Genomic DNA, 22,847 nt, shown 5'->3' with positions numbered 1-22,847 from the left:
TTGAATTAAGTGTTAGTTGACCCCGGCCACGACAGCTTCCAGAGGAGCTAGATCGATACCGGCCTCCATCGGATGGGCCTTTTTGACCTGTCCGAATTTCAGCCACCATTCTGTGGTAAGATTCCAGTGGTTGGTGATTTCATTGTTGGATCCAAATGGAGGCTCGCCATCCATCACACCCATAAAACGCGCGCTTTCTTCGAGATTGAACGGATAGATCCCACCATCAATCGAGCTACCATCAGCACCAATAACCGTCACGACATCTTCCACAGTGAAACCGAGACCTTTCGCCATAATCTCATTCGCTTCATCAGGATTTTCCTTCCAGTATTTCACTCCTGCGAAATAAGCCTTCATCACCAGGGCCGCAGCCTTCGGCCTGTCTTCCAGAAAGGAACCACTCATATACATCCCATCCCCCAATAGTGCGGTTTTCTTGAAATACGGATCGTGGGAAGTAGCCATCACTTTGGATCCTTTCAGCGTGGAAAGCACTTTTCCGCCAAACGGTTCCCAAAATTCACCAGCTGCGACCGAGCCGCTAACCATTGCAGCTACGGCATCGTCCATAATGACATTCGTGTATTCTACTTCATCGAATTTCACACCATTTTCCTCCAACCAGATTCCCATATAAATCTGTGTCAGTCCGCCTTCGAGAACGGCAACTCGCTTGCCTTTCAGATCCGCCGCGGTCTGCACCGATGGGCCGAAAATGATCTTATCCGTGCCGTAGGATGGATTCGTGTATGCGACCATTTTCACAGGAACACCTTGATCCGCGGCGATAGGACCGTATTCCACAGTCGATGATGTCACGTCCAACTGGCCGGCGGCCATTTGCGCGAAGCTCTCGTATGGATCTTCAATAATGGAAATATTCATTTCCAGCTCCGGCACGAGATTCTTCTCTTTTGCCACGAACCAGAACGCATATCCCGGCCAGGAAAAAAGGGATACATTGACGATTTCCTTACCGTCATCCGTTTGATTACCTGCTGTTTTATCCTTACAGCCTACGGAGAGAATCGCCGCACCAGCCATCATTGCTAATAATTTCAGTTTCATATTATTTTATATTTTTGAACGTTTATTCATGTAGATGCTTGAAAACTTTTTTGTGGATCAGACGGATCAATAAATCGGAAATCAAACCGAGCAGGCCGATCGTCAGAATCCCTGCCATGATGCTGTCGACCTGCACGAATCGCTTCGCTCTCATCATCATCGCGCCGATGCCATCTGTGGCGGCCACGATCTCCGCGATGACCAGATAGGTCCAACTGACTGCCAGCATTTGCCTCGCGGTATCCACATAAAGTGGCATCGCCGCAGGTAGTAAAACTTTCCGCACAACAGTCAACTTACCCGCTCCCAATGTCCGTGAGCATTCCACCAGTTCCACTGGCACGGACTTGGTATTATCCATGAAAAGCGTGATTAAAAAAAACACCACGCCGATCACCAACAGCGCAATTTTCTGAGAGTCTCCGGTCCCCAACCACATAAGCAGAAGCGGCACGAAAGATGGTGCCGGCAAATAGCGAAATGGGGAAATCAGCGCGTTGAGAAAGCTTTCCACCGGAGTGAACGCCCCCATGAAAATACCGAGTGGCAAAGCGATTGCCACAGCGATCCCGAAACTAAGAAAAATCCGTCGGACACTCTGGATGACATCCGCTCCGAATTCCCGCTCGGTGAACAAATTTACCCAAGCCTCAAGCACCCGCCCTGGTGATGGGAACAAAGTTGGATCCGCAATACCACTGACAGAAACGACCTGCCACACAGCAAGAAAAACAAACCAGGCTCCTACTCCCAAACCCACGCGACCGCCCAATCCTATCTTTCTTTTGAACTCGAAAAAGGAAGGCCGCTTCATCGATTTCTTCCCGCGTTCTCCCATCCTTGCGGACATGTCCACGAGCGAGGCCATACTGGCTAATATAGGTGAAATTTTCATAGATGAGACCCAGTCAAACTACGATCAAATCCAGCAATGGCCGTGCCAATCGATCATTTATTTGCACTCGCAAATAAATTATTCTGTAGTCGTTCCACAATTCTTCCTAGTTAAAGGAACAAAGTCCCATCTATCATAACTCCATGTCTATAGTCCGCTCGCACCCCACTACGACCCAGACAGATCCGCGCCAAGTTGCCTGGCGTATGCTGCTCACTGTCCACGCCCATGCTTACCGGCAAATCGATACGGAGCTCATATCGGCGGGGGCACTCTCATTTGATGACTACGATGTTCTCCTCACCCTGAACGAAGCGGAAAACGAGACGCTACGCATGAGCGAACTCGCGGAAGCTGTCCTTCTCAGCAATAGCGGTATGTCGAGAAGAGTCACGCAGCTCGTAGCCTGTGGTCTGGTAACGCGAAAGCAATCGGAACATGACGGTCGCGTTTTTCGCGTGAAACTTACCGTAAAAGGACGGAAGGCTCTCGATCGAACCTGGGCAGTCTACAAGCCCCTGATCGACAATATTTTTGCGAAGCATTTTAGTGAGGAAGAAGCCTTTCAGCTGGCGAGCCTTCTACAGAAAGTTCTCAATGCCACAGGTTTGGACCATCACCGGAATCTCCTGGAAAACGGCATGACAGACGCTCCAAAGCCCAATGCTTAATCCGGAATCGGTGCAAACTCCGTGTAGCGGAGTAGATGTGGGATAGCTGAATTCCATTTCACCTCATCCCCAATCCTACATGGATCTTTCGGCGCAAAATCATCCGGTGAGTCAAGACCACATGTGCTGACCTCAAACAAGTGCGGTATAGCCGGATCAAAAAACATCAGCGATGTCCCACAATCTCCGCAGAAACTACGTTCCCGCCCTGCAAACCATATCAATTTCGGTTTCCCCTTGCTTCAGTCCAATGAATTGGAACGGAAAATGTCCACGCCACGGCAGGTGCTCCACTGGCTCTACGACAGTCCTCGCACTGGCAAAGACTTGTCTGCAAAGCTAGCGGGGAAATCGAAAATCTCACAGATCCACAAAGACACCCACCGTTAAGCGTTTTCATCGTTCAACTATATTTCACTTGCGGCAAGCCGGTCCACTCACTTTCCGGCAATGGTGGATTCTCGGTTCGTGCTTTCACTAATAAATCAGATAGACCATCGACCATTTTTTCAAAAAGTTCGGAGCCCTCCTCCGCCGTCGCGGCAGAAGGCTTACCGGTGACGCCGTTCAAGCTTGTCTGCGCGACTGGATAGGAAAATACGGTATTCCTTGTGCGGTCTTCGTCATCGCTCCCGGCCAATCGATCCATTCTTACCAAATCCGGATAGAGATATAACATCAGCGATGTTTCTGCCCGATTCGCATGAAGATCGTCCGCATCACTGGTGTAGGCATCCCAAACTCCGGATCCAGTCTCAAACACATGCACCAGCCCGATCTGAAGTCTCCCCAAAAATTCCAGCCGTATTTGATCGACCGCCACCCGTGCGGCCGCATCATTTCCAAAATGTGAGTTAACAAGGAGCAAGCGCTTCCAACCCGTGGCAGCCGCCCACGATGCAAGCTCGTGCAGAGCTGTGATGAAGGTCCCATGGGTTAGGGAAAACGTTCCCGGCCACTTCGGTGTATGTCCCTGCGAGACGGTATACCGGAGGGCAGACATTACCGGCGCGCCTGTCCTGCCGGAGGCTGCGGCACAAACTTTCTCCACAAGAAGCGTATCCATCCCAACGGGTAGATGCGGTCCGTGCTGCTCGGTGGCACCCATCGGCAGCATCAACAAGCCGCCGTTCTCATCACGCAGCTTCTCGATCTCCGGCCATGCGAAATTTTCAATTATTACGGCATCCATGGTAAATTCTTTTTAATACATCTTTGCATAGGTATCGATCTCCCATTGGCTGACACTTTGATGATATTGTCTCCATTCCTCGCTTTTATACTTGATGAATTCATCGCGTAATTCCTGGCCGAGAACTTCGGTCACGAATGGATCTGCCGCAAAGGCTGTAACAGCTTCATCCAATGTTCTTGGAAGTTCGGAAATGCCCTTCTCAGCAAGCTGCTCGGGAGTAAATTCGTAGAGATTCGCCTCGATGGCAGGTCCGGGATCGAGATTTTCACGAATTCCCTCAAGGCCAGCCGCCAGAGCCAATGTCGCAGCCAGGTATGGATTGCAGGCGGCATCTGCATTCCGGCTTTCGAATCGACCGCCACCCATCGGCACCCGCACGGAATTTGTGCGATTGTTCTTCCCGAAGCTATTGAAAACGGGAGCCCACGAGTAGTAGGACATCAGCCCTTTTCTAACGAGACGTTTGTAGCTGTTCACCGTAGGGGCAAATGTCGCACAGAGTGCCGGTCCGTGCTTCAGGATACCGGCGATAAACTGATAGCCCAGCTCCGTCATTCCTAGATCACGCGGGTCGTCTTCGACCGGACATTTGAACAGGTTCTCGCCCGTATCCTTGTCAAAGAGTGACATATTGAAATGTGCCCCGCTCCCTGTTTTATCCGCAAATGGCTTGGGCATGAAAGTAGCCAGAAGCCCTTCCTCGGCTGCATATTGTTTGGCCATCAAACGGAAGAAAATATACCTGTCACACATCGTGAGCGCATCGGAGTAATTGAAATCGAATTCAAATTGGGAATTGGCATCCTCGTGATCCAAAGAATAAAGATCCCAGCCGAGATCGTTGATCGTGGTGGATACCTTATCGATCCATTTGTAACGATCCAGAAAGCGTTTCACATCATAGCAGGACTTCTTCTGGTTATCATCCTCGTTGGGGATTTCCAGCGTCCCATCTTCGTTGTGCTTCAGAATAAATAGCTCGCACTCGATACCGAGATTCATCCCGAAGCCCATCTCCCGTGCCTTTGCGAGCTGCTTCTTGAGAGCCACCCGGGTATTGATCTCATACGGCTCCCCGTGAAAGGTATTGTCCGCTGGGAACCATGCCACCTCTTTGTTCCATGGTAGAATGATCAAACCGTCAAGATCCGGCACGGATGCGATTTCATCGTCGTTTGGCCTCTGCCCCAATCCATCGAGTGCGTATCCGGTATAGAGTTCGCTGCCTGCGGCAAAATGCTCAAAGTGATCGATCGGGACAAATTTTCCCTTTGGCACCCCGTGGATGTCCACATATGCGCCAACGCAGTATTTCACTCCTTTTGCCTTCAATTCCTCTTTGAGAGATTTTGCCTCAGCCATTTTTTCTTCAGTCATTTTCATAAGTTTCGTTGTAAAAGTATGATTCGATTATGCAGCAATTCTCCCTGCTACGGGGGAAATCGTAGTTTAGAAATGTGTGTAATTCTCCCGCTGGAGATCTATTCCGTTTTGGCAGGGCTCAGATCACATCAGGATCCGGCTTCGCCAAACGTAATACCGGTGCTTCCTTCTGCTCGCGTCCCGGCGGATGAATAAGGTGCTCAATGTGTTTTCTGGTAGCTACAAAGGTCGGATCGAAGACCTGTTGATTCGAACGAGGGCGCGGCACGGGCACTTCCACAACCTCCCGGACACGTCCGGGATTTGCGTCGAGGACCAGGATCCTATCAGAGAGGAAAACCGCCTCATCCAGATCGTGGGTGATGAAGACAACTGTGATATCCACGTTCTTCCAGATCTCCAGAAGGTATGCCTGCATCTCCGCGCGGGTCTGCGCGTCAAGAGCGCCAAAGGGCTCATCCATGAAAAGCACGCGCGGTTGGTTTGCCAGGGCACGGGCGATTGCCACCCGTTGTTTCATCCCACCGGAAAGCTGATGCGGATATGCATTCTCAAATTTACTCAATCCGACGAGTTCGATCCATTGTCGCGCCTCCCGCTCCGCAGCCACCGAGGAAGTTCCGGAAACTGTCGGACCGAACATCACGTTCTCCTTCACCGAAAGCCAGGGAAACAACGTATAGCCCTGGAAAACCATTCCCCGGTCCGGACCAGGTCCTGAAACAGGCTTACCTTCCACCAGCACCTCGCCGGAAGTCGGAGTCTCCAGACCTGCAAGGATTCTCACCAGAGTGGACTTTCCACAGCCTGACGGCCCGATCACACAAGTGAATTCACGCTTGTGAACAGAGAATGAAACATCATCCAGCGCGGTGACGATTCCCCGGGTGGACTCGAAACGTTTGGTCAGACCTTTGACTTCCAGAGCGACAGGACGCTCCACAAGCCTCCCAAAACGAGCCGCAACTTCCGGGGACTGATCGAGATACGAGGGTATGGTTGTTATGTTGCTCATGGTTTTGTCGTTGGATTTTCCGTGTTAAAATTTATGTATCTTGCTTCCCGCTCGAGCTCGTCTGCCAGGACTCTTTCCCGGGCACCTTGGGCAACCGTCCGCACCGGCCATGTGACGAAACTTGCCACTGCCCTGGAAATTCTGCCGGAGGTGCCTGCCCATGGGAAAAGAATGCCGTGCAGCCATGCGAGGATCTGATCTGTGACAAATCCTGTGATCCCGATGAGAATAATGACTGGAAAAACCTGATCGAAATTCCGGAAGCGCCCTTGTGTCTCAATGACCTCGGTCAGACCGCTTTTCACGCCGATTAGCTCTGCGATCACCAGCCACGTCCATGCCCACCCGAGAAGTATCCGCAGATCGTTGTAAAGATTGGGCATAATCCCGGGGAGAACCACCCGCCCAATCATCTGGCCGGGCTTTGCCCCCAGTGTCTGTGCGGCCTCCAACAACGATGGATCTAGTAATCGTGTGGTTTTGGAGATCATCAGAATCATGTGCGGAAGCGTGCCGATGAACACCAGGGCAATTTTTGGAGCATCGTCCGCCAATAGAACCGCTACAAGCAATGTGCTGAAAGTCGGAGCCGGCATGTAGCGGAAAAAGTCAGTGAATGGCTCGAACAGATTGGAGAAAAAACTGTAGGTCCCACATAAAATCCCAACCGGAACGCCGACTAGACAGGCCCATAGAAAGCCGCGGAAAATGATACTCAGGGAACTCCTATATCGCTCACCCATCGTTGCACCTTCATTGCGCGGCGGCGTGGTGAAGCTCTTCCAGCCGGTTTTTAAAACCTCGTCAGGAGCCGGGAGGTAGGAGGGATTCGCTGGCTTTCCCTGTGGGATAAGTTTTAGCAACGGCTCATCCGGCAGGGCCTTATAGGAAAACGTCGGAGAAGTTGCCGAAAGTTTCGCCCAGTTTGCGCGGATGATTTCGAGATTTTCTTCGTTGAGAGCTGGAAGTTTCCGTTTCCCGGTGGCCAGATCCTGCCATAGCAGGTAGATTTTTTCATCATTCTGTGCCTCATCGGCAGCAATCCATCCAGCCTCGATCGCCAAGGGTGAAAGTTGGCGAAGGAGCTTCTGATTCTTCCGTTTCGAACCTTCCTTCAACTCCGCATTCTCGGTCCGGATGTCTTCCACATATTTGGGAAAGTATTCCTTGCTGACATGATCTCCGGCAGTGAAGACCGTCGCAACGTCATCCCGCGATGCAGCTACCGTAATTTTCATATCCGGGTGCCAAATCCATGGCACGTAGGAAACCACGCACCATAGAATCGCAGGAAAACAGAATGAAATGATCGTCAGTATCATTCGTTTCCCTTGCGGAAGTTCACGCCGGATGCGGAACCACTCGGAGAAAATACGTTTCGAAGGCATAGAGGTGTTGATTCGGGATGAATGCGGAGAGGGAAAGGCGGGAGAGAGTCCAGGTGCTCTCCCGCCCTGTTTCAGGGGATCACTCGGACTTTTGGGAAGCGGCGAAGGCTTTCGTCAGCGATGGATCGAGGTATTTTGCTGCATCCTGGGATTTGTCGTATACCTCGAACTTGAGGTTGAACTCATTGGCAATCCTCGTGGAACCATAGATCGAGCCAAGACCCTCTTTGTCTTCCCAGCGCTCGAGTGCTTCTTCAAGACTGAGAATATAAGTGCCTTTGAGGAAGTGCTCGTATTCCTCCGGTTTCACACCCACCCGGCCGGACAGAATTTCCAGGGTCTCGTCCAGATTCTCCTCATCCCTGATGAAGTCGGAAATTTTATACCACACTGTCACGACTTTTGCCCAATCCGCCTTTCTGGTATCGAGGCTTTCGGGAGAGACCGCCAGGACATCGTAGATGATCCCCGGAACATCAGCTGAGGAGAAGATCGGTTTGGAGCCCGGCAGAGCTTTCAGAGCTTGTCCGGAATTCGGCTGCCATGCACCGATCGCGTCCACGGCTTTTGCCTGCAGCACTTGAGGAGTCTCATTGGTGGGTGTGTTCACGATGGTGACATCATCCGGACTCATCCCAAGCTTCTCCAAACCTTTCAATAGCAACAAATGCTCTACGAAACCTTCCTCAAGACCGATTTTTTTCCCTTTGAGATCCTTCAATGAATCGATCCCGGGCGCGCCGACAATCATATCGTTTCCATTGGAATAATCATTGATGATGATTGCCACAGATGGCTTTCCCGTCCCGCCGGTGACCAGTGCGTCTCCGTTGGTCATGGTGACGGCATCAACTTTACCGGCCACATAGGCATCCATGGATTCCACGTAATCCATCCAGGCAAATTCCACATCCACGCCGGCCTCCTTGAACCACCCCTTCTGGATGCCGATTTCCCAGGCAATCCAGCCTGGCCAATCCGAGTAAGCGATTTTCAGAGGCTCCGCCCCCACCTGTGCTTTCACCATGATTCCTGATATGAGAGCTGTGAACAGACCTCGCATAAGATTTTTCGTCGTGTATTTCATAAGTCTTGAGTCGTATTTTTCAGGCTCCAGTCTCCCGCTCAGTGTGAACAAAATTAAAAACCTTCATACGAATCTAAGCATCAGTCGTGCCACATCCATACTCTTGGAAAAACCAGGCCCGACAACGCAGGCTGGAGCGACTTTTCCGCACAATCTATTGATTTTCAGCCATACACGTAGCCACGGATTCACGGCTTTTTTTGGCCATCCACTCTTCCCATCCGGAAAACAGCGTTCCAACTGGATGAATTACCCGTTGCAGGAACTTTTCCTCCAGAGAGTAAGCCGGAGTCATGCCGGCAGCAGATTGGAACCTCGAATCCACACTGAAAAGGCACTGATTCGCATGAATCAGTGCCTTTCCGGAAGGAGTGCCGTTTGAGCTTATTTCCCAGCCTTTTTTAGCAGATGAACAAACTTCCGCGGCTTGCGCTTGATCGGTTTGTGCACTGTCAGCCGGAGTTCTTTTAAAAGAGCCCGGTGCTTGTCAGCGGCTATCCGTGCGATAACGCGCTCTGTCTGTTTCCCGAGGGAGCGAACAGTATGCTGCTGGACGACACCATCCGTGGTCCATTCCATACCATCGGAAGAGCCTTCGATTACGAACCAGTAGTCCGGTCCGAGCTCTTTCAGACGTTCAAACTCTAGGGCCAGGTATTCTCCTTGGGCGTCCGCGATTTCAATAACATGCGGCAACTGCTGTTCACCGGGCAGTTCTGGATCCGAAGGATCCCCGCCATGAATATACTCCAGGTAATTGCTAACACCGTCCCCATCGTCATCAGCGTCAGGATCCATCCTGCCAAATTTTTCCTCGAACCAATCCGCGATTCCATCACCGTCCGCATCCGCTGGCGGCAAGGGAGCTTCCGAATCCACATCGTAGAGATTGTATTTGGCTAGCTCGGGCTCGAGCTTCGCCTTTTCCGCCAATAGAACGTTTTTGTATTCGCCTTCCGGAAGAGAGTCCAAGGTCGCAAAGCTGTTATAGTCTCCCGCACGTTTATTGACGTCATACCACGTGCCATAGCCATCGCGCATGACTTTGTTATTCCGTATCATCTGTGCTTCCAGACGCATCGAATAGATGTAGTCGCGGTGTTGATCAGTCTTTCCCGTGAGGTAGGGCCAGAGGCTTTTTCCGTCCAGCTTTTCATAATCTGCCGGGAACTCGAAGTGCATGATCTCTGCAAGCGTGGGAAGAATATCAGTGAAATCCGAGCAGATCGCCTGGCGCCCTTTTACGAAGCCGTTGACCCCGGGTGCATAGATAAGCAATGGCACATGCTGCCCCTGCTGACTGATCACTTTTCCTTTGCCATATCTTCCAGCGTTATCCTGGGTGCCGTTATCAGCGCTGAAAATGATCACGGTATTCTCCAATTCGCCCAGCTCTTCGAGCCTCGTGACATACTGCCAAATCTGGTAATCGAGATACTCGATATGGTATGCCAGCCCATTGGGTGTGATATTGACTTTGTCATAACCGCCGTCCGCACGCTTGATGAATTTTGGCTCCTTGCGGACATAGCCACCATCTTTCCACTCAATAACCGGTGTCCCGGGCCATACAGTCTTGAACTCGGGATCGGAAGAGTCCTTTGCCAAATGACCGAGATGCGGGGTGTGCAGCACAAAGAATGGTTTTTCCGCAGTTCTGGAGCGATCGATAAAATTGAAAACGTGCTGCATTTCCAAATCCGGCGCGTAATCGTTGATTTTGGTTTTCTCGAACTTGAATGGCTCCGAAGGATGATCCGGATGATTGATCAACTGCATTTCCGGCCAGAAAAAGAATGACTCATGATCCCAGTCCTTGGGATCCGATGTCCGGAAAAGAGGATACGGATTCTTATCTGGTGTGCCAAAAGGATTCCATGCCGGGTGGCGCGCAGGTTCGCCGGGATTAAAAACCGCTTCGTTGAAACCCATACTAAGGACATCCCCACCACTCGAAACGTGGTTCTTGGAAACCCAAAGATTCGCGTATCCCGCGTCCCTACTCATGTTGCCAAGTGTGATCGGCGCACTCTCGTAGGCACTGTAGGTTGTCCTGCAATCGACACCGATATGTCCGTTGTCCCAGTATTTATTCTGATGCGCATAAGTTCCGGTTAGTAGACTCACCCGGCTTGGTTTACAGATCGTAGCCGCCCACATTGTCTCCACAAAGCAACCTTCCTTCGCCAACCGATCCATCATCGGTGTTCTCGCACGCCGCCCGTCAGACCATTTACTGGAGCCATAGAAAGGAAATTCCCGGGCGCTAATGTCATCGGCAACGATCAGGATAACATTCGGGCGCTCGCTCATCGCCCGCGAGTGCATGGCTCCAAGGCCCAGGATCAACGGGAACAGGGCAGACAATGCTACAGAAGGAATCTTCATTTCTATTAATGGGTAAAGGTGTCTCAGGTATCGGACATATCAGCCCGGGCCACCAGGCTGGGAGCTACTAGAACGCGGATATTGTCAGACATTTTACAATTTTTTTGGAATATACAGGATCAATCAGTGGCTGCGGGCCAGGATCCACATAAGATCTGACAGACGATTCAGAAAAATGCGGACCACCGATGGGACTTCGCCTCCATCCTCATGCAAAGCGAGAACATAACGCTCTGCGCGGCGCGTTACAGTGCGGGCGAAATCGAGATGGGCTCGCGCCAGCGATCCTTCGGCACCCGGCACCGCCCAATGAGTGTATTTCACTCCGTTTTCCTCCAGATGATGTGCGGTTTCTGTCAGCCACAAGAGATCTGCTTCAGTAACGCTCGAGTATCCTTTCTCCAGATATTTCTGCTGATCCCCGGGCAGACATGCCAGCTGACCCATGAGTGCGAAAAGCAGGTTCTGCACCCGATCCAGGATCTCCGTATGTTTGCCCTCACCATCTGAAGCCCTTGCCAGGCCGATGGCCGCGTTCAGTTCATCGATAGTGCCCAGTGCAATGAATCGCAGAGAAGTTTTGGCAATCCTATGGCCAAACATCAGATCGGTTTGGCCGTCATCTCCGCGTTGTGTGATAATACTCATACCCGCAGGATGAAAGCTGTGAAGTGCGGAGTAAATAGCGATTCAAAGTGCCTCGGGACTTTATTTCGCTGAAACGACATCTTTCGAAGATGTGCATTGAATCCACGGCAAATAAGGTGGAGTCTATCCCGATAAACATGAGAGAAACGGAATTGGCGAATCGGTTGGAACAGGCGGTATGTGCTGTGGTGCGTGGGCAGGAAGCAACGGTTAGAAAAGTGCTCTCATGTATGTTCGCAGGGGGTCATGTCCTTCTGGAAGATTATCCGGGAACGGGAAAAACCACTTTGGCGAAGGCGATTGCGAAATCCATTTCGGGAGCGGATTTCAAACGTGTCCAGTTCACTCCGGACTTGCTGCCATCCGATATTCTAGGCGTATCGGTTCTGGATCCCCGCACCCAGGAATTCCGGTTCCATCATGGTCCTGTTTTCACCGATATCTTGCTGGCGGATGAGATCAACCGCGCCTCTCCGCGCACCCAGAGCGCCTTGTTGGAGGCGATGGGCGAGCGGCAGGTAACGGTGGAAGGCGTTTGCTACGATTTGGACGGCTTATTTTTCGTCATTGCCACGCAGAATCCCGTCGAGTTCCGGGGCACCTACCCACTTCCAGAAGCCCAGATGGATCGTTTCGCGATGCAATGCGGCCTGGGCTATGTAAGTGCGGAGCAAGAGGCCGGAATCCTCGCCGATCAAGCGGAGAGCCATCCGGTGCATTCACTTCGTCCCGTCCTATCAAGGGAGGAAATATTGGAAATCTCCGCCGCATCCCGGAAGATTCGCTTCAGCGCGGAGCTTCGCCAATACGCGGTCGCGTTGGTCGCAGGGACGCGGGGAATTCCAGAGGTTCAGCTCGCGGCAAGTCCCCGCGCATCGCTCTCACTGATGAAAATTTCGCAGGTGATTTCTCTCTTTGAAGGTAGGGAATTCGTGACTCCGGAGGTAATCCAATCCGTTGCCGTCGATGTCATTGCCCACCGGCTGGTGCTGGCTCCCGAGTCAAAATACTCCGGGCTCAACGCGAGAATGATCGTTGAAGACATTCTCGAGAAGACCACTGTTCCGGTTTAACCAGCACTCCGGACATCTTGAAAATATCACGACTTATCTGATGAAAAGGATGGAAACCAGATTCCGTTATCTGCACTGGACGTATTACCGTGGCGATGCAGTGCAGCACTGGTTTTCCCGTCGAATACGGCCGGCCGGGATAGCAATCATCCTCACAGTGATCTTTGCCGCCTTTATGAGTATCGGCCAGCACCGCAATGCCATCTATCAGATGTTCTGCTTTTCCTTTGGGCTCGCCTTCATCAGCCTACTGTGGGTGATTTTCCGGAATGCGAAATTAAGTGCGATGTATGAGCTGCCCAGGCATGCGACAGTCGGCGAGGCCTTACGTTATACCGTCACATTGAAAAACCTGAGAAGCCGCCGGTTGAAGGGCGCAAGACTCCTGCAGACCCAGCCGGACGCCCGCCCTTCGCTGGAGGAATTCGCCCAAATCCCCGAACCGGAGGAACATTCCCGCAACGCCTTCGATCGCACAATGGCTTATTATCGATGGCAGTGGCTGATGTCCCGGAAACACGGTTTCATCAGCTACGAAAGCAAAGATCTCATCGATCTCCGCCGTGGCGAAACACAACGCCTGGCGCTATCTCTCCTGCCCCAGCAGCGCGGTGTCTTTCCCATGCACGATCTGCGCGTGCTTTTGCCGGATCCCCTGGGCTTTTTTCAAAAATGCAGGAAGGTCCCCACCTCCCCCGCCCGTCTCGTCGTCCTGCCGAAACGCTATCGTCTTCCGCCACTGCGGATGCCTGGATCTGCGGCGTTTCGCATTGGTGGGGAAGAAACCAGTAACGCGATTGGAAACTCCGGAGAATTCGTCGGACTGCGCGAATATCGACCCGGCGATTCCTTACGCCTGATCCATTGGAAAAGCTGGGCACACACCGGAAAGCCAATGGTAAAGGAGCTCGAGGACAATTTTTACCCCCGGTATGCATTGGTTCTGGACACGTTTGCGGGATCTCCGGACAGCACGGTCTTTGAGGAAATGGTTTCTGTGGCATCTTCTTTTATCGTTGGCCTGGATCACAGCGAATCGCTTCTGGATCTGATGTTCATCGCGGAAAAGGCTCACACCGTCACCGCAGGGCGTGGAATGGAACGGGCGGAAAAACTCCTCGAAGTGCTCGCCGGAGTGAAGATCGAAACAATCACGCGATTCGAAATTTTATCTGAAACGATCATTCGCCACCGCGAACAGATGACATCCTGCCTTTTGGTCCTCAATGGATGGGACGAGCAGCGGGCGGACTTTGTGAAAAAGCTTCTGAAGTCAGGTGTCGTATCCGTGCCGCTGGTGATAGGGACAGGTCCCGCGCCGGAGGGCTTGATCGGGTATTGGTTGGAGTCCGGCGAAGTTGAGCGGGATCTCTTACGCTTGCCCGGCGAACTATCTGCTGCGATATAATTGCTACCAGGGATCTTCTATGGAAAAAGTCATTCTACCTCCGCCGAGACTATTGCTCGGTGCCACTTTGCTTTTCTGGGGAGCAATGACGGATCATGGCTTCCTGGGATTGATCATCGCTCTATTCATCGAAGGAGCGAATTGGGTGGGTTTCCGCTGGAATTTCGGTGAACGGGGATGCTCCAGAGCCTGGAAAATCACCATGCTTCTGACGATCGTTACCGGTGCTCTGATCTGGCTGGACGGAGATCGCTACACGGCGTTGCCAAAACTGATGGTTTGGTTCCCGGTTCTTCTTCTGCCGCTCCAGTTTGTCCAGAGCTATGGATTGAACAATTCCATGGCGCTCAATAGCTTTTCCTTTTTCTCGGATCTGCACCGCCGCAGAAACCAGCAGCTAGGTTTGGAAAATTCCGTGATCCAGTTCAACTTCGGAAACCTCTACTTTCTCTGCACAATCACGGCATCGGCCCTAGGGGTTTTCGCTGGCCGGAAGTTCTTTTTCCCTGCCCTGGTCATCCTGGTGGGTTGGCTAATTTTCTCGCGGGTAAAGGTCCGTATTTTCGCACTGGTCGTGATCGTTTTTACAGCAAGCCTGATCGGTATCTCAGGGCAGATCGGCCTCAATAAGCTCTATAAATGGATGACTAATCGATCCATCGAAAACGGAGCCTATCCCAGCGCCAACCCTACGGTGAACAAGACTGCCATCGGTTCCCTCGGCCAGCTGAAGCAATCCAATGAAATGCATTGGCGGATCATTCCTGCCGAAGGCCAGTCTCCCCCTCGATTATTACGTCTCACGACCTATAACCGATACAAGGGAACAATCTGGAAAAATGAAATTCCCGAGGCCGAAATCAGCGGTGAAGACGATTTCAGGGAACTTTCCGCGCTAGCGCTTGAAGAGGGAGAGCCATTTTTCATGCTCCGCAGGGAGATGCTTCAAAGCAACCTCCGGTCCGCTCTGCCCAGTTTCCAGATCCGTGGCAGGGCCCAGACGGAAGACCCGCTCCCTCTTCCCGGTAATGCCTCGACATTACAGAACTTCGACATGGATACCCCGGAAATCAACCCCTTGGGGACAGTGGTTATCTACCCAAAAAAATCGATTATCGCGGGAAATGTGCGGTGGAACGATTCCGAATCCCCCGATTCGCCGCCGTGGGAACAGGATCTGGCGGTAGATGATTTTGAGAGCCCTGGGATTCAAGATATCGTCGAGGAAATCGGCCTCAACGACCTTCCGGATGCCCAATCAAAAATCGCCAGATTGCGGCAATGGTTCACGCGGGAATTTCAATATACAAAGTATCTGACGATTCACCGGGCGCGGAATTATCAGGATCGCCCTTCCGCCATAGAAACTTTCCTTACGACCAGCAAACGCGGTCATTGCGAGTATTTCGCTACGGCAGCCACACTTCTGCTACGCGCTTCCGGCGTGCCTTCCCGCTATTGCGTAGGCTACTCCGTGCAGGAGCGGGACATTGCCAGGAACCAGTATGTTATCCGCGGGATCCACGCCCATGCGTGGACGCGGGTGTGGAACGAATCCCGGAAGGAATGGGTGGACTTCGATCCTACTCCTCCCCTGTGGCTTACGGTTGAGACCAGCGGGGGGACCGAATCACGCTGGCTCACAGATGGATTTCAGCGCTTCAGGGAAGATTTTTTCATTTGGAGAAACCAACCTGAAAACCGGCTCCGTGCAACAATCGTGATGTGGACGCTCGGGCTGTCCGTGATGGGTTTCGTCGTACTGAGACTCTGGCGCTCCAAGCTGATCCTGAAGGAAAAAAATTCCATATGGCAGCCATCGGATAGAGGCATTGTCACGCCGCTGCACAGTCTGGAAAAACGCGCCCGCAGACTACTTCCTGCCAGACTCCCGGGTGAAAGTTATCCGGAATGGTTGCTGAAACTGCCCACACCCGTCCCATCCGAAAAACTCGCCGAGGCGGTTGCCCTGCACCAACAAATCCGGTTCGATCCAGCGCCCGCTTCCACCGAAGCCCTATGGCGTTTGGAAAAGTTAGCCACCGAGCTGGAAAGATTTATAAAAGATGCAAAGAACCCTAAGTCAACCAAGTAGACTTAGTCATAATCTTTCTTGGCGTAAATCTTAACAACGGATATTCCTATCGAAATGAAAACCCAATTTTCGGCCATCCTTCTTGCTTTGGCAGCTCCTATTGCATCCGCGGATATATTGACCCAGGTCGATCGTGAAGCGCTTTTGGAAAAGTTGGAACAGATTCACGAAGCAGCAAACTCGAAGGTCGATTCCCGCTACAAGGCTGCCCTTTCGGCATACAAGGCTGCCATGAGCAGCAATGATGCTGCTCTCGAGCTATACCTCAGATGTGAAGAAATGGTCAGCTTCGATGAGATGAACAAAAAGTCCGGTGACTTTCGTGAATGGAAACGTAAAAACGCCGATCGTCTCACTGATAACGACTTCAAATCAGCACTTAGATTACAATTGCGTTGGTTGGTGCTTACTCTGGAATCAACTTCCGAAGATGCGGATATGGACGTTTTATCCATGGAAGCAAGCAAGGTGATGGATGCGATCTATGCCGACGCAGAAGACCTTGGGAAATACCGCAGAACGCTTCAACAGGGAGTGACCGAAAGCGTTTTTGCTCGCGCCTATGATCTCAATGGATTCAAGGCGGAAAAGTGGCCTGTGGCCCCCGCAGCACTAAAGCAAGTTTTCGATCAAGTGATCCTTCCCCCGCTACGCCGTAGCGATCGAATCAGCGCACTGCGCGCAAGTTGGACAAAACGTATGCAGATGGAAGCCGCTTTTGCAGATTATTGGACACTGAAACCCGAAGAAAAGCTCAAATCCGGAGAGCACACACCGGAATACGATAAATTCATCCTGGAAGTACTTCCCGACCTTCAGTGGGAATCGGAGGTCGATCAATTCAAAGCCGGTGATGAACGTGGAGCCGCTGTCCGCATGCTGGAACATATCGAGAAAAATATCGTCCATGAATCGGCTCCGAAATGGGCATCGGAATTGACCACCATGCTAGCTGCGGATTCACCGAAAAAGACGCCCGTCCCTGCCGCCCCCAAGTCCGAAGAATCCGCGCCTTGATCAAGCCGGCCGGATCAATTGAAAAAGATCTCCGGTTCTGCAATACCAATCCGGCACCGACATGCGGCCGACTGGATGAAATTTTTCGCCCCGGACACGAAGTGCTTCCGCATCAAAAAATTCGTCCTTGATGTGGACTCTGTGGACGATGCCCATCACCAGACGATTGCTACCTATCTCCTGAATCGAGTGTAGCTTGCACTCGAGGGCAGCGGGAGCGGCGGCGATACGGGGGGCTTTAACTAGAGAAGATGGTAGGACTTCGATCTCTTCCACTTCGATTTCGCTACTACCATAAGGGAGAGATGCAGCAGTCCGCACCATTGTTTCTGCCTGTTCTTCACTGACGATATTGACGACAAACTCCCCTTCACATTTGCTATTCATAGCCGAATCTTTCGGAGAACCATCATCGCGATCGCCGGGAGCAAAGATGACGAGCGGCGGGTTCGCCCCGAAAACATTGAAAAAAGAAAATGGTGCAGCATTCACGCTCCCATCAGCATTAAGTGTTGTAACCCAGGCAATGGGGCGCGGTGTGACCAACGATGCCAATATAGGATACGCCCTATCCGCATGCTTACCGAGAAGATCCAGTTCCATGCTCTAGAGCGTAGAGCCAGATCATCCCTTTACAAGCTGCTTGTCCCCTTGCCTTCTTCACGATCCAGGAAGGAACGAGTAGTCCGGCTCCGACAATCCGTGGTTGGTTGCCGCGTCACCCGGTAAGTCGTCGACCAATGGCCGGGCAAGCATTTCCTCGTAGATCTCAATGTATTTTCTCGCCACCTCTTCATGGCTGAACTCTTTGACACTTTGTTCCATCACACGACGGATCTGGGGTTCCTTGGCCTCATAAGGGAGCGAGTAGAATTCCATGGCTTGATCCACCGCCCAGCGCAGTGCATTCGGATCATAATCGTTGAAACGGAAGCCATTCCCGGAAGCGTTCTTAACATCCATTGGCCGGATGGTATCGTATAGTCCACCTGTGCCGTGAACCACGGGCAGAGTGCCATAAATAGGTGCTGTCATTTGGGGCAAACCACACGGCTCGAACAGCGAAGGCATCAGCATAAAATCAGACGCCGCATATCCCAGACGGGAGAGCCGTTCATTGAAATCCACAATTGCCACCCGGCTTCCCAGCTCGAACTCTTCGATGATTTGCTTGAAATAGATTTCGTGTGGACCGTTTGCCACCACAGCGATCTGAACTCCTCTTTCCCAGTAGTCAGAAACCATCTGATAAAGAATATCCGTAACCAGCTGAGGCCCCTTTTGCATGGGGTCCAGACGTGAAGGCCAGAAGAATAAAGGAGCATCAAGATTCGCCTCCAGGCCCATTTCTCGTTGGAAAGCTTCCTTATTGGCACGTTTCGCATCCCAAAAATCGGAAGGGCCGTAGTTCCGCACCAATGAATTGTCTGTTTTGGGGCTGTATGAAGCATCCGGTGCGTTTAAAATGCCAGAGGCACAGCCCGCATGATATTTGTTACGGATTTCCTGCCGCACCGACCAAGGCACCACCGAATGCCATCCTTCCACGATCTCCCAGAGGAAGCGCGGGCTAACGGTATTGATGAAATGTGATGCGAAGATACCAGAAGTCAGAAGATCCACCGGCACATGGGAACGGGCGTGATCATAATTTCCGGGATTTTCGGCAAAATAAAGATTCATCCAGAACTCGGCGGCATCAATGCCGATGTCCTCAGCCTGTGAGAGACAGGCCTGTCTGGTATGGATATTATGGACAGTGAAAAGACTTTTAATCCCACGGCGTTTCGCCATTGCCGGGATCAGGGCAGTCATCCAGTCATTGCAATGGATCAAATCCGGCCGGGCTTTTGGAACGATGTGATTGATCACTTCGCGTTGAAAAACCATTGCAATCCGCATCGCCTCATCCGAATGACTGCTATAAACACGATCCCTGTAGTAGAAGATCCTGTCCTCCGCCAGATGGATATGATCCTCCGGCAGGACCTCGTGATACTTCTTCAGCTCCTTTTCATGGAGATTGAACACATCCCCTTGAAATAGCTTGCGATAATTAGGCATCGCGACATGCACATCCGCACCAAGATTGAATAGCGCGGAGACAAGTGAAGCTGAAACATCCGCCATTCCTCCAGCCTTTGCAGACATGCGCTGAGCCATGTTCCCCATTCCAGAGGGCAGGTAGGTAATTTCGGGCGTTACGATTAAAATCCGGGGGTTTTCTGAGTTGTTTTTTTTGGCCATGGGGTGGGCTGGGTTGGAAAATGACGATAGTAATCTATCTCTATCTTTTTTGACATATCACGTATGTTCTGGCCACTTCTATCTTACTTTGGAGCGCTTTTTTCAGCCTCTAGATCGTGCTTACAGGAACAGGAATTGCCTCGCAGAAATCGCGCCAATTCGGGAAATTCCATTTATTGGGAAATCCTGCGCACTGGCTGGGCTTGACCTCGTGGATGCGACAGGCATTTCCCTCTAGCATAATACATTCGTGATTTGTCTTTTCCAGCAACGACAACCCTTGCCGGTTGGTTCTCAGCCGGGTGTATTGTCCCAGAAAATCCAGTTCATCCATCCCAAGATATTTGGAGATCTTCGTGACATCTGCATCGTCGATGCGGACATCTCCCGGCCATTTGCAACATGCCGTGCACCGCTGGCACACATAGTTGATCCCCGGCTCAAGAACCGTATGATCATTCCCAGGACTCCCGAACGATGCTTCTTTTCCTGTAGGTCCACTCATTCCAAACGTTGATAATAGTAATTCACCTTCGCCTGGAACCAACGCCATTTCTTACCGGGCCTTCCGTTATCCAGGAGAAAGTGCGGGCAGTTTTTATTGGCAGGAGTTTTGCCCCGTCTCGGCCAGTGATAATGTGGCACCACGTTCTTCAAGGGAATCCCATGTTTTTTCATTAGCACTGCAGCTAGCTTGGCAGTTCTTTCGATCGTGGCCGTCTTGTTGGAGCCTCTTTCCTCGCACATCTCGATTCCGATCGAGTATCGGTTTCCCGGCCCGTCAAAGTCAGCATGCTCCCCTTGTTCGGAAGTGGGCATGTGCTGGATGGCGAGCTTCTCGTCCACGGTGAAATGCCAAATAAGATATCCGATGCGGTTCCCGCCCCTTCTTTTCGGGGAGCGCAGTGCGCCGCGCTTGAGTGCGAGCGAGTGACGTTCCGCTCCAGCGGTGAAATTCTGGGTGCTGTGAATCGTGATGTAACGCGGTTTCATAGGCCGCACCACCTTGCGCCCATGCGTTCCTTTTGGCACCATATCGACTTTGAGGCGGACTTCCCGCATCAATGCGGAACTCGATATTTTGCCTTTGGTTTGTGCCGCGATGCCCGTCGGTGGCCCGATCGGGGTGCATTGGACCAATGACAAAGCCAGAAGAGAAAGAAATGTGGCAGGTAATAGTTTTCGCACGCCTGAACAGTATAGGATGAGGATTTTTTTGTGAAGGAAACTGTTTTACCAATCTCAGCTTCTGCGTGGACGACACCCCATAACCATTCTTAAAACGACCAGTGGTATGGCGCTGATCAATAGCCCCGCCACAGCGATTTTGAGCCCTGGAAAAACTCTGGCCCGCCCCTGGTCCAAGCCGCGCAGCCCTTCTGCCACCACCTGCTCTTTCGGAACATAGAACAGTGCGTGGGATGGCATTCCCTCAGAATTCCCCTCACGTCTTGCCGTCTCGCCAAAGCCCGTTTTCACCGGCCCGGGACACAGGGACATCACGATCACACCCTCCTCCTGCAGCTCTATCCTCAGAGCTTCCGTAAAACTGCTCACATACGCTTTTGTCGCAGCATAAACCGCGAAGTCCGGAATCGGCAACGTGCTGGCCAGCGATGAGACATTGAGGATAGCGCCAGCTCCTCGCCGCGCCATCTCGGGAGCAAACAGGTGGCTCAAGTGTGTCAACGCCTCCACGTTGACTTTCAGCATTGCCTCCACCGTGTTCCAGTCAGCTGTGAGAAACTCCCCATAATCGCCCAGACCCGCGTTATTGATCAAAAGATCCGGCGTAAATCCGACCTCTCCGAGCTTTTGCGCCAGCTCCCTTCTCTCCTCAGCCTTCGCCAAATCCGCGGCATGGACAAGAACCGCCATTCCCGGATGGGATTCGCGTAGGGCTCCTGCAATTTGATCCAAGCGCCCGACTCTGCGTGAAACCAAAACCATTTTATCCACCCTACCGGCAAGTTGCTTTACAAACTCCTCACCCAACCCCGATGACGCACCGGTAATCAGTGCGCATGAATAATATCTTTCCATACCACCATCAAACGTGACTCAGCTGGTTTCGCAACTGATGTTTGCAAAAAAAATGCCCTCCTGTGAACAAGAGAGCATCATTTCAATTGATAGTTGGCTGGGAATCACGCCATTTGCGGCGGTCCTTCCGGATTCACCTTAACAATGCGCAGCGGGAGGCGGACAAGAACTTCTCCATCGCAGCCGATATCAATGGAGTAAATACCATCTTCGGGAAATCTGAGGCCCTGGAGGTTCATCACGATGTTACGGGTATTGAACGGGATGTTCTTGGGAAGTTGCACCTCGAACTCAGGTTCAATCGGCATATTCTGCGGATCGAGGGATTCGCCGTCTTCATTGATGATGTTGATCGAGAGCTTGTGGCGGCCGACATCTTCCTGGGTAAAGCAAATCCGCAGCGCGAGGGCGCAAGCAGGATGAATGACAGGGAGGGCACGGGCAGCGAGAGTATCGAAAGTTCCGGAAATGACCAGCTTGCCATTGTAGTCGGAAGCGAAGTCACAAAGTGTTGCAATTTGAATGTCCATTTTGGATAGGGTAATATTTTGAATTATATCTGTATCGGCCTCATACGGCCGGACACACCCTTGTTTATCGCCCATGCCTTTTGGGTAAAGCCCAAACCGCCCGAGGGACCCTATCATGCAGAAACTCGGAATATTCCGCCTGCGCCAGTTGACATTTTTTCCCGATACCTCCATAGCCAAGTCATGTCTACTGCGTTGCAACCTAAGCCACGGATCATCGGCCAAAAGGCCCGAGTCTGTATCGTCGCTTCAAAATACAACGAAAAGTTCACCGATGCGCTTGTCGAAAACGCCATTGAGGAGCTTACCGAACTCATGCCCATGGCGAGGATTGATGTGATTCGCGTTCCTGGCGCATTCGAAATTCCGGTAGCTGTGGCCGCTGTCCTTGCCCGCAAGGAGACCAACTGCGTGTTGGCTCTTGGACTGGTCATCCGTGGGGACACCCACCATGCGGATCTTATTGGTAGTTCCGTGACAGATTCTCTCCAGCAGCTTGCCGTAGAGCATGTGGTTCCGGTAATTCATGAGGTCCTTCTCGTCGAAGACGAAAAACAAGCCTACTCACGTTGCATCGCCGCAACGATGAACCGCGGTCGCGAGGCCGCACGCGCTGCCGCGGGTATGGTCGATGTCTTCGCGGAGATCGAAAAGTCCATGCCTAACCCTGATAAAAAGAAAACCAAATAAGAC

General features: G+C 51.9%; 22 protein-coding genes. 6 read left to right on the top strand and 16 right to left on the bottom strand.

The genetic code is table 11. The features are described 5' to 3' along the window. Positions 1-12 precede the first annotated feature (12 nt). Together ACFSSA_RS07655 and ACFSSA_RS07650 are read right to left on the bottom strand one after the other, a co-directional pair. On the bottom strand, positions 13-1,071 hold the full coding sequence (locus tag ACFSSA_RS07655) for an ABC transporter substrate-binding protein (RefSeq protein WP_386819839.1): 1,059 nt from the start codon (positions 1,069-1,071) through the stop codon (positions 13-15). A 22-nt stretch (positions 1,072-1,093) separates the two neighbouring features. Then, a complete protein-coding gene (locus ACFSSA_RS07650; protein ID WP_386819838.1) occupies positions 1,094-1,966 on the bottom strand; it encodes an ABC transporter permease in 873 nt (290 codons plus the stop codon). 143 nt (positions 1,967-2,109) lie between these two features. On the opposite strand from ACFSSA_RS07650, the gene ACFSSA_RS07645 reads away from it, so the two are divergent. Next, entirely contained in the window at positions 2,110-2,637 is a 528-nt protein-coding gene (locus ACFSSA_RS07645) for a MarR family winged helix-turn-helix transcriptional regulator (RefSeq protein ID WP_386819837.1), read from the top strand. Positions 2,638-2,857: 220 nt separating this feature from the next. On the opposite strand, the gene ACFSSA_RS15805 is transcribed toward ACFSSA_RS07645, so the two are convergent. From ACFSSA_RS15805 to ACFSSA_RS07610, 8 genes are all read right to left on the bottom strand, one after another. Continuing rightward, positions 2,858-3,037, bottom strand: a complete 180-nt coding sequence (locus ACFSSA_RS15805; RefSeq protein WP_465262943.1) for a GFA family protein — start codon at positions 3,035-3,037, stop codon at positions 2,858-2,860. Between the two features lie 3 nt (positions 3,038-3,040). Continuing rightward, positions 3,041-3,829 (bottom strand): creatininase family protein, encoded by a 789-nt coding sequence (locus ACFSSA_RS07640; protein ID WP_386819836.1) that lies wholly within the window; start codon positions 3,827-3,829, stop codon positions 3,041-3,043. Between the two features lie 12 nt (positions 3,830-3,841). After that, the gene (gene glnT / locus ACFSSA_RS07635; RefSeq protein ID WP_386819835.1) at positions 3,842-5,209 is read right to left on the bottom strand and encodes a type III glutamate--ammonia ligase; all 1,368 of its coding nucleotides are present in this window, start codon (positions 5,207-5,209) and stop codon (positions 3,842-3,844) included. 124 nt (positions 5,210-5,333) lie between these two features. Beyond that, positions 5,334-6,230 (bottom strand): ABC transporter ATP-binding protein, encoded by an 897-nt coding sequence (locus ACFSSA_RS07630; RefSeq protein ID WP_386819834.1) that lies wholly within the window; start codon positions 6,228-6,230, stop codon positions 5,334-5,336. Next, positions 6,227-7,618 carry an ABC transporter permease gene (locus tag ACFSSA_RS07625; RefSeq protein WP_386819833.1) on the bottom strand — a complete coding sequence of 464 codons (1,392 nt, stop codon included), beginning with the start codon at positions 7,616-7,618 and terminating at the stop codon, positions 6,227-6,229. The genes ACFSSA_RS07630 and ACFSSA_RS07625 overlap by 4 nt, the downstream gene beginning before the upstream one ends. 79 nt (positions 7,619-7,697) lie before the next feature. After that, a complete protein-coding gene (locus tag ACFSSA_RS07620) occupies positions 7,698-8,705 on the bottom strand; it encodes an ABC transporter substrate-binding protein (protein ID WP_386819832.1) in 1,008 nt (335 codons plus the stop codon). Positions 8,706-9,089: 384 nt separating this feature from the next. Next, complete coding sequence (locus tag ACFSSA_RS07615; RefSeq protein WP_386819831.1) at positions 9,090-11,093, bottom strand: sulfatase-like hydrolase/transferase; 2,004 nt, start codon at positions 11,091-11,093, stop codon at positions 9,090-9,092. A 123-nt stretch (positions 11,094-11,216) separates the two neighbouring features. Then, a complete protein-coding gene (locus tag ACFSSA_RS07610; RefSeq protein ID WP_386819830.1) occupies positions 11,217-11,741 on the bottom strand; it encodes a cob(I)yrinic acid a,c-diamide adenosyltransferase in 525 nt (174 codons plus the stop codon). Positions 11,742-11,878: 137 nt separating this feature from the next. On the opposite strand from ACFSSA_RS07610, the gene ACFSSA_RS07605 reads away from it, so the two are divergent. Genes ACFSSA_RS07605 through ACFSSA_RS07590 form a run of 4 tightly spaced genes read left to right on the top strand, consistent with a single transcriptional unit; the run spans position 11,879 to position 17,334 of the window. Continuing rightward, positions 11,879-12,814, top strand: coding sequence for an AAA family ATPase (locus ACFSSA_RS07605; protein ID WP_386819829.1), 936 nt, complete (start codon positions 11,879-11,881; stop codon positions 12,812-12,814). Positions 12,815-12,863: 49 nt separating this feature from the next. Further along, complete coding sequence (locus tag ACFSSA_RS07600) at positions 12,864-14,222, top strand: DUF58 domain-containing protein (protein WP_386819828.1); 1,359 nt, start codon at positions 12,864-12,866, stop codon at positions 14,220-14,222. A gap of 19 nt (positions 14,223-14,241) precedes the next feature. Further along, a complete protein-coding gene (locus tag ACFSSA_RS07595) occupies positions 14,242-16,317 on the top strand; it encodes a transglutaminase-like domain-containing protein (RefSeq protein WP_386819827.1) in 2,076 nt (691 codons plus the stop codon). 54 nt (positions 16,318-16,371) lie between these two features. Further along, positions 16,372-17,334, top strand: a complete 963-nt coding sequence (locus ACFSSA_RS07590) for a hypothetical protein (protein WP_386819826.1) — start codon at positions 16,372-16,374, stop codon at positions 17,332-17,334. Here ACFSSA_RS07590 and ACFSSA_RS07585 read toward each other — a convergent pair whose 3' ends face one another. The 6 genes from ACFSSA_RS07585 to ACFSSA_RS07560 all read right to left on the bottom strand — a co-directional run bounded on the left by ACFSSA_RS07585 (position 17,335) and on the right by ACFSSA_RS07560 (position 22,154). Next, on the bottom strand, positions 17,335-17,937 hold the full coding sequence (locus tag ACFSSA_RS07585; RefSeq protein WP_386819825.1) for a flavin reductase family protein: 603 nt from the start codon (positions 17,935-17,937) through the stop codon (positions 17,335-17,337). 57 nt (positions 17,938-17,994) lie between these two features. Next, on the bottom strand, positions 17,995-19,581 hold the full coding sequence (locus ACFSSA_RS07580; RefSeq protein ID WP_386819824.1) for a glycogen synthase: 1,587 nt from the start codon (positions 19,579-19,581) through the stop codon (positions 17,995-17,997). 109 nt (positions 19,582-19,690) lie between these two features. Further along, positions 19,691-20,086, bottom strand: coding sequence for a YkgJ family cysteine cluster protein (locus ACFSSA_RS07575; protein ID WP_386819823.1), 396 nt, complete (start codon positions 20,084-20,086; stop codon positions 19,691-19,693). Then, positions 20,083-20,769, bottom strand: coding sequence for a peptidoglycan recognition protein family protein (locus ACFSSA_RS07570; RefSeq protein ID WP_386819822.1), 687 nt, complete (start codon positions 20,767-20,769; stop codon positions 20,083-20,085). Before ACFSSA_RS07570 ends, ACFSSA_RS07575 begins: the two co-directional genes overlap by 4 nt. A gap of 54 nt (positions 20,770-20,823) precedes the next feature. After that, positions 20,824-21,624, bottom strand: a complete 801-nt coding sequence (locus ACFSSA_RS07565) for an SDR family NAD(P)-dependent oxidoreductase (RefSeq protein ID WP_386819821.1) — start codon at positions 21,622-21,624, stop codon at positions 20,824-20,826. A gap of 104 nt (positions 21,625-21,728) precedes the next feature. Continuing rightward, on the bottom strand, positions 21,729-22,154 hold the full coding sequence (locus tag ACFSSA_RS07560) for a DUF6941 family protein (RefSeq protein ID WP_386819820.1): 426 nt from the start codon (positions 22,152-22,154) through the stop codon (positions 21,729-21,731). 183 nt (positions 22,155-22,337) lie between these two features. On the opposite strand from ACFSSA_RS07560, the gene ribH reads away from it, so the two are divergent. After that, positions 22,338-22,844, top strand: coding sequence for a 6,7-dimethyl-8-ribityllumazine synthase (gene ribH / locus ACFSSA_RS07555; protein ID WP_386819819.1), 507 nt, complete (start codon positions 22,338-22,340; stop codon positions 22,842-22,844). The last annotated feature ends 3 nt before the right edge of the window (positions 22,845-22,847 follow it).

This window comes from Luteolibacter algae, from assembly GCF_042683045.1.
Classification (GTDB): Bacteria; Verrucomicrobiota; Verrucomicrobiia; order Verrucomicrobiales; family Akkermansiaceae; genus Luteolibacter; species Luteolibacter algae.
This window is presented reverse-complemented; position numbering and strand designations above follow the sequence as displayed.

What these genes read in the sequence shown, in the direction of transcription:
- ACFSSA_RS07655 (WP_386819839.1), bottom strand. Translation starts at nt 1,071, where the DNA reads ATGAAACTGAAATTATTAGCAATGATGGCTGGTGCGGCGATTCTCTCC.
- ACFSSA_RS07650 (WP_386819838.1), bottom strand. Translation starts at nt 1,966, where the DNA reads ATGAAAATTTCACCTATATTAGCCAGTATGGCCTCGCTCGTGGACATG.
- ACFSSA_RS07645 (WP_386819837.1), top strand. Translation starts at nt 2,110, where the DNA reads ATGTCTATAGTCCGCTCGCACCCCACTACGACCCAGACAGATCCGCGC.
- ACFSSA_RS15805 (WP_465262943.1), bottom strand. Translation starts at nt 3,037, where the DNA reads ATGAAAACGCTTAACGGTGGGTGTCTTTGTGGATCTGTGAGATTTTCG.
- ACFSSA_RS07640 (WP_386819836.1), bottom strand. Translation starts at nt 3,829, where the DNA reads ATGGATGCCGTAATAATTGAAAATTTCGCATGGCCGGAGATCGAGAAG.
- glnT (WP_386819835.1), bottom strand. Translation starts at nt 5,209, where the DNA reads ATGACTGAAGAAAAAATGGCTGAGGCAAAATCTCTCAAAGAGGAATTG.
- ACFSSA_RS07630 (WP_386819834.1), bottom strand. Translation starts at nt 6,230, where the DNA reads ATGAGCAACATAACAACCATACCCTCGTATCTCGATCAGTCCCCGGAA.
- ACFSSA_RS07625 (WP_386819833.1), bottom strand. Translation starts at nt 7,618, where the DNA reads ATGCCTTCGAAACGTATTTTCTCCGAGTGGTTCCGCATCCGGCGTGAA.
- ACFSSA_RS07620 (WP_386819832.1), bottom strand. Translation starts at nt 8,705, where the DNA reads ATGAAATACACGACGAAAAATCTTATGCGAGGTCTGTTCACAGCTCTC.
- ACFSSA_RS07615 (WP_386819831.1), bottom strand. Translation starts at nt 11,093, where the DNA reads ATGAAGATTCCTTCTGTAGCATTGTCTGCCCTGTTCCCGTTGATCCTG.
- ACFSSA_RS07610 (WP_386819830.1), bottom strand. Translation starts at nt 11,741, where the DNA reads ATGAGTATTATCACACAACGCGGAGATGACGGCCAAACCGATCTGATG.
- ACFSSA_RS07605 (WP_386819829.1), top strand. Translation starts at nt 11,879, where the DNA reads ATGAGAGAAACGGAATTGGCGAATCGGTTGGAACAGGCGGTATGTGCT.
- ACFSSA_RS07600 (WP_386819828.1), top strand. Translation starts at nt 12,864, where the DNA reads ATGGAAACCAGATTCCGTTATCTGCACTGGACGTATTACCGTGGCGAT.
- ACFSSA_RS07595 (WP_386819827.1), top strand. Translation starts at nt 14,242, where the DNA reads ATGGAAAAAGTCATTCTACCTCCGCCGAGACTATTGCTCGGTGCCACT.
- ACFSSA_RS07590 (WP_386819826.1), top strand. Translation starts at nt 16,372, where the DNA reads ATGAAAACCCAATTTTCGGCCATCCTTCTTGCTTTGGCAGCTCCTATT.
- ACFSSA_RS07585 (WP_386819825.1), bottom strand. Translation starts at nt 17,937, where the DNA reads ATGGAACTGGATCTTCTCGGTAAGCATGCGGATAGGGCGTATCCTATA.
- ACFSSA_RS07580 (WP_386819824.1), bottom strand. Translation starts at nt 19,581, where the DNA reads ATGGCCAAAAAAAACAACTCAGAAAACCCCCGGATTTTAATCGTAACG.
- ACFSSA_RS07575 (WP_386819823.1), bottom strand. Translation starts at nt 20,086, where the DNA reads ATGAGTGGACCTACAGGAAAAGAAGCATCGTTCGGGAGTCCTGGGAAT.
- ACFSSA_RS07565 (WP_386819821.1), bottom strand. Translation starts at nt 21,624, where the DNA reads ATGGAAAGATATTATTCATGCGCACTGATTACCGGTGCGTCATCGGGG.
- ACFSSA_RS07560 (WP_386819820.1), bottom strand. Translation starts at nt 22,154, where the DNA reads ATGGACATTCAAATTGCAACACTTTGTGACTTCGCTTCCGACTACAAT.
- ribH (WP_386819819.1), top strand. Translation starts at nt 22,338, where the DNA reads ATGTCTACTGCGTTGCAACCTAAGCCACGGATCATCGGCCAAAAGGCC.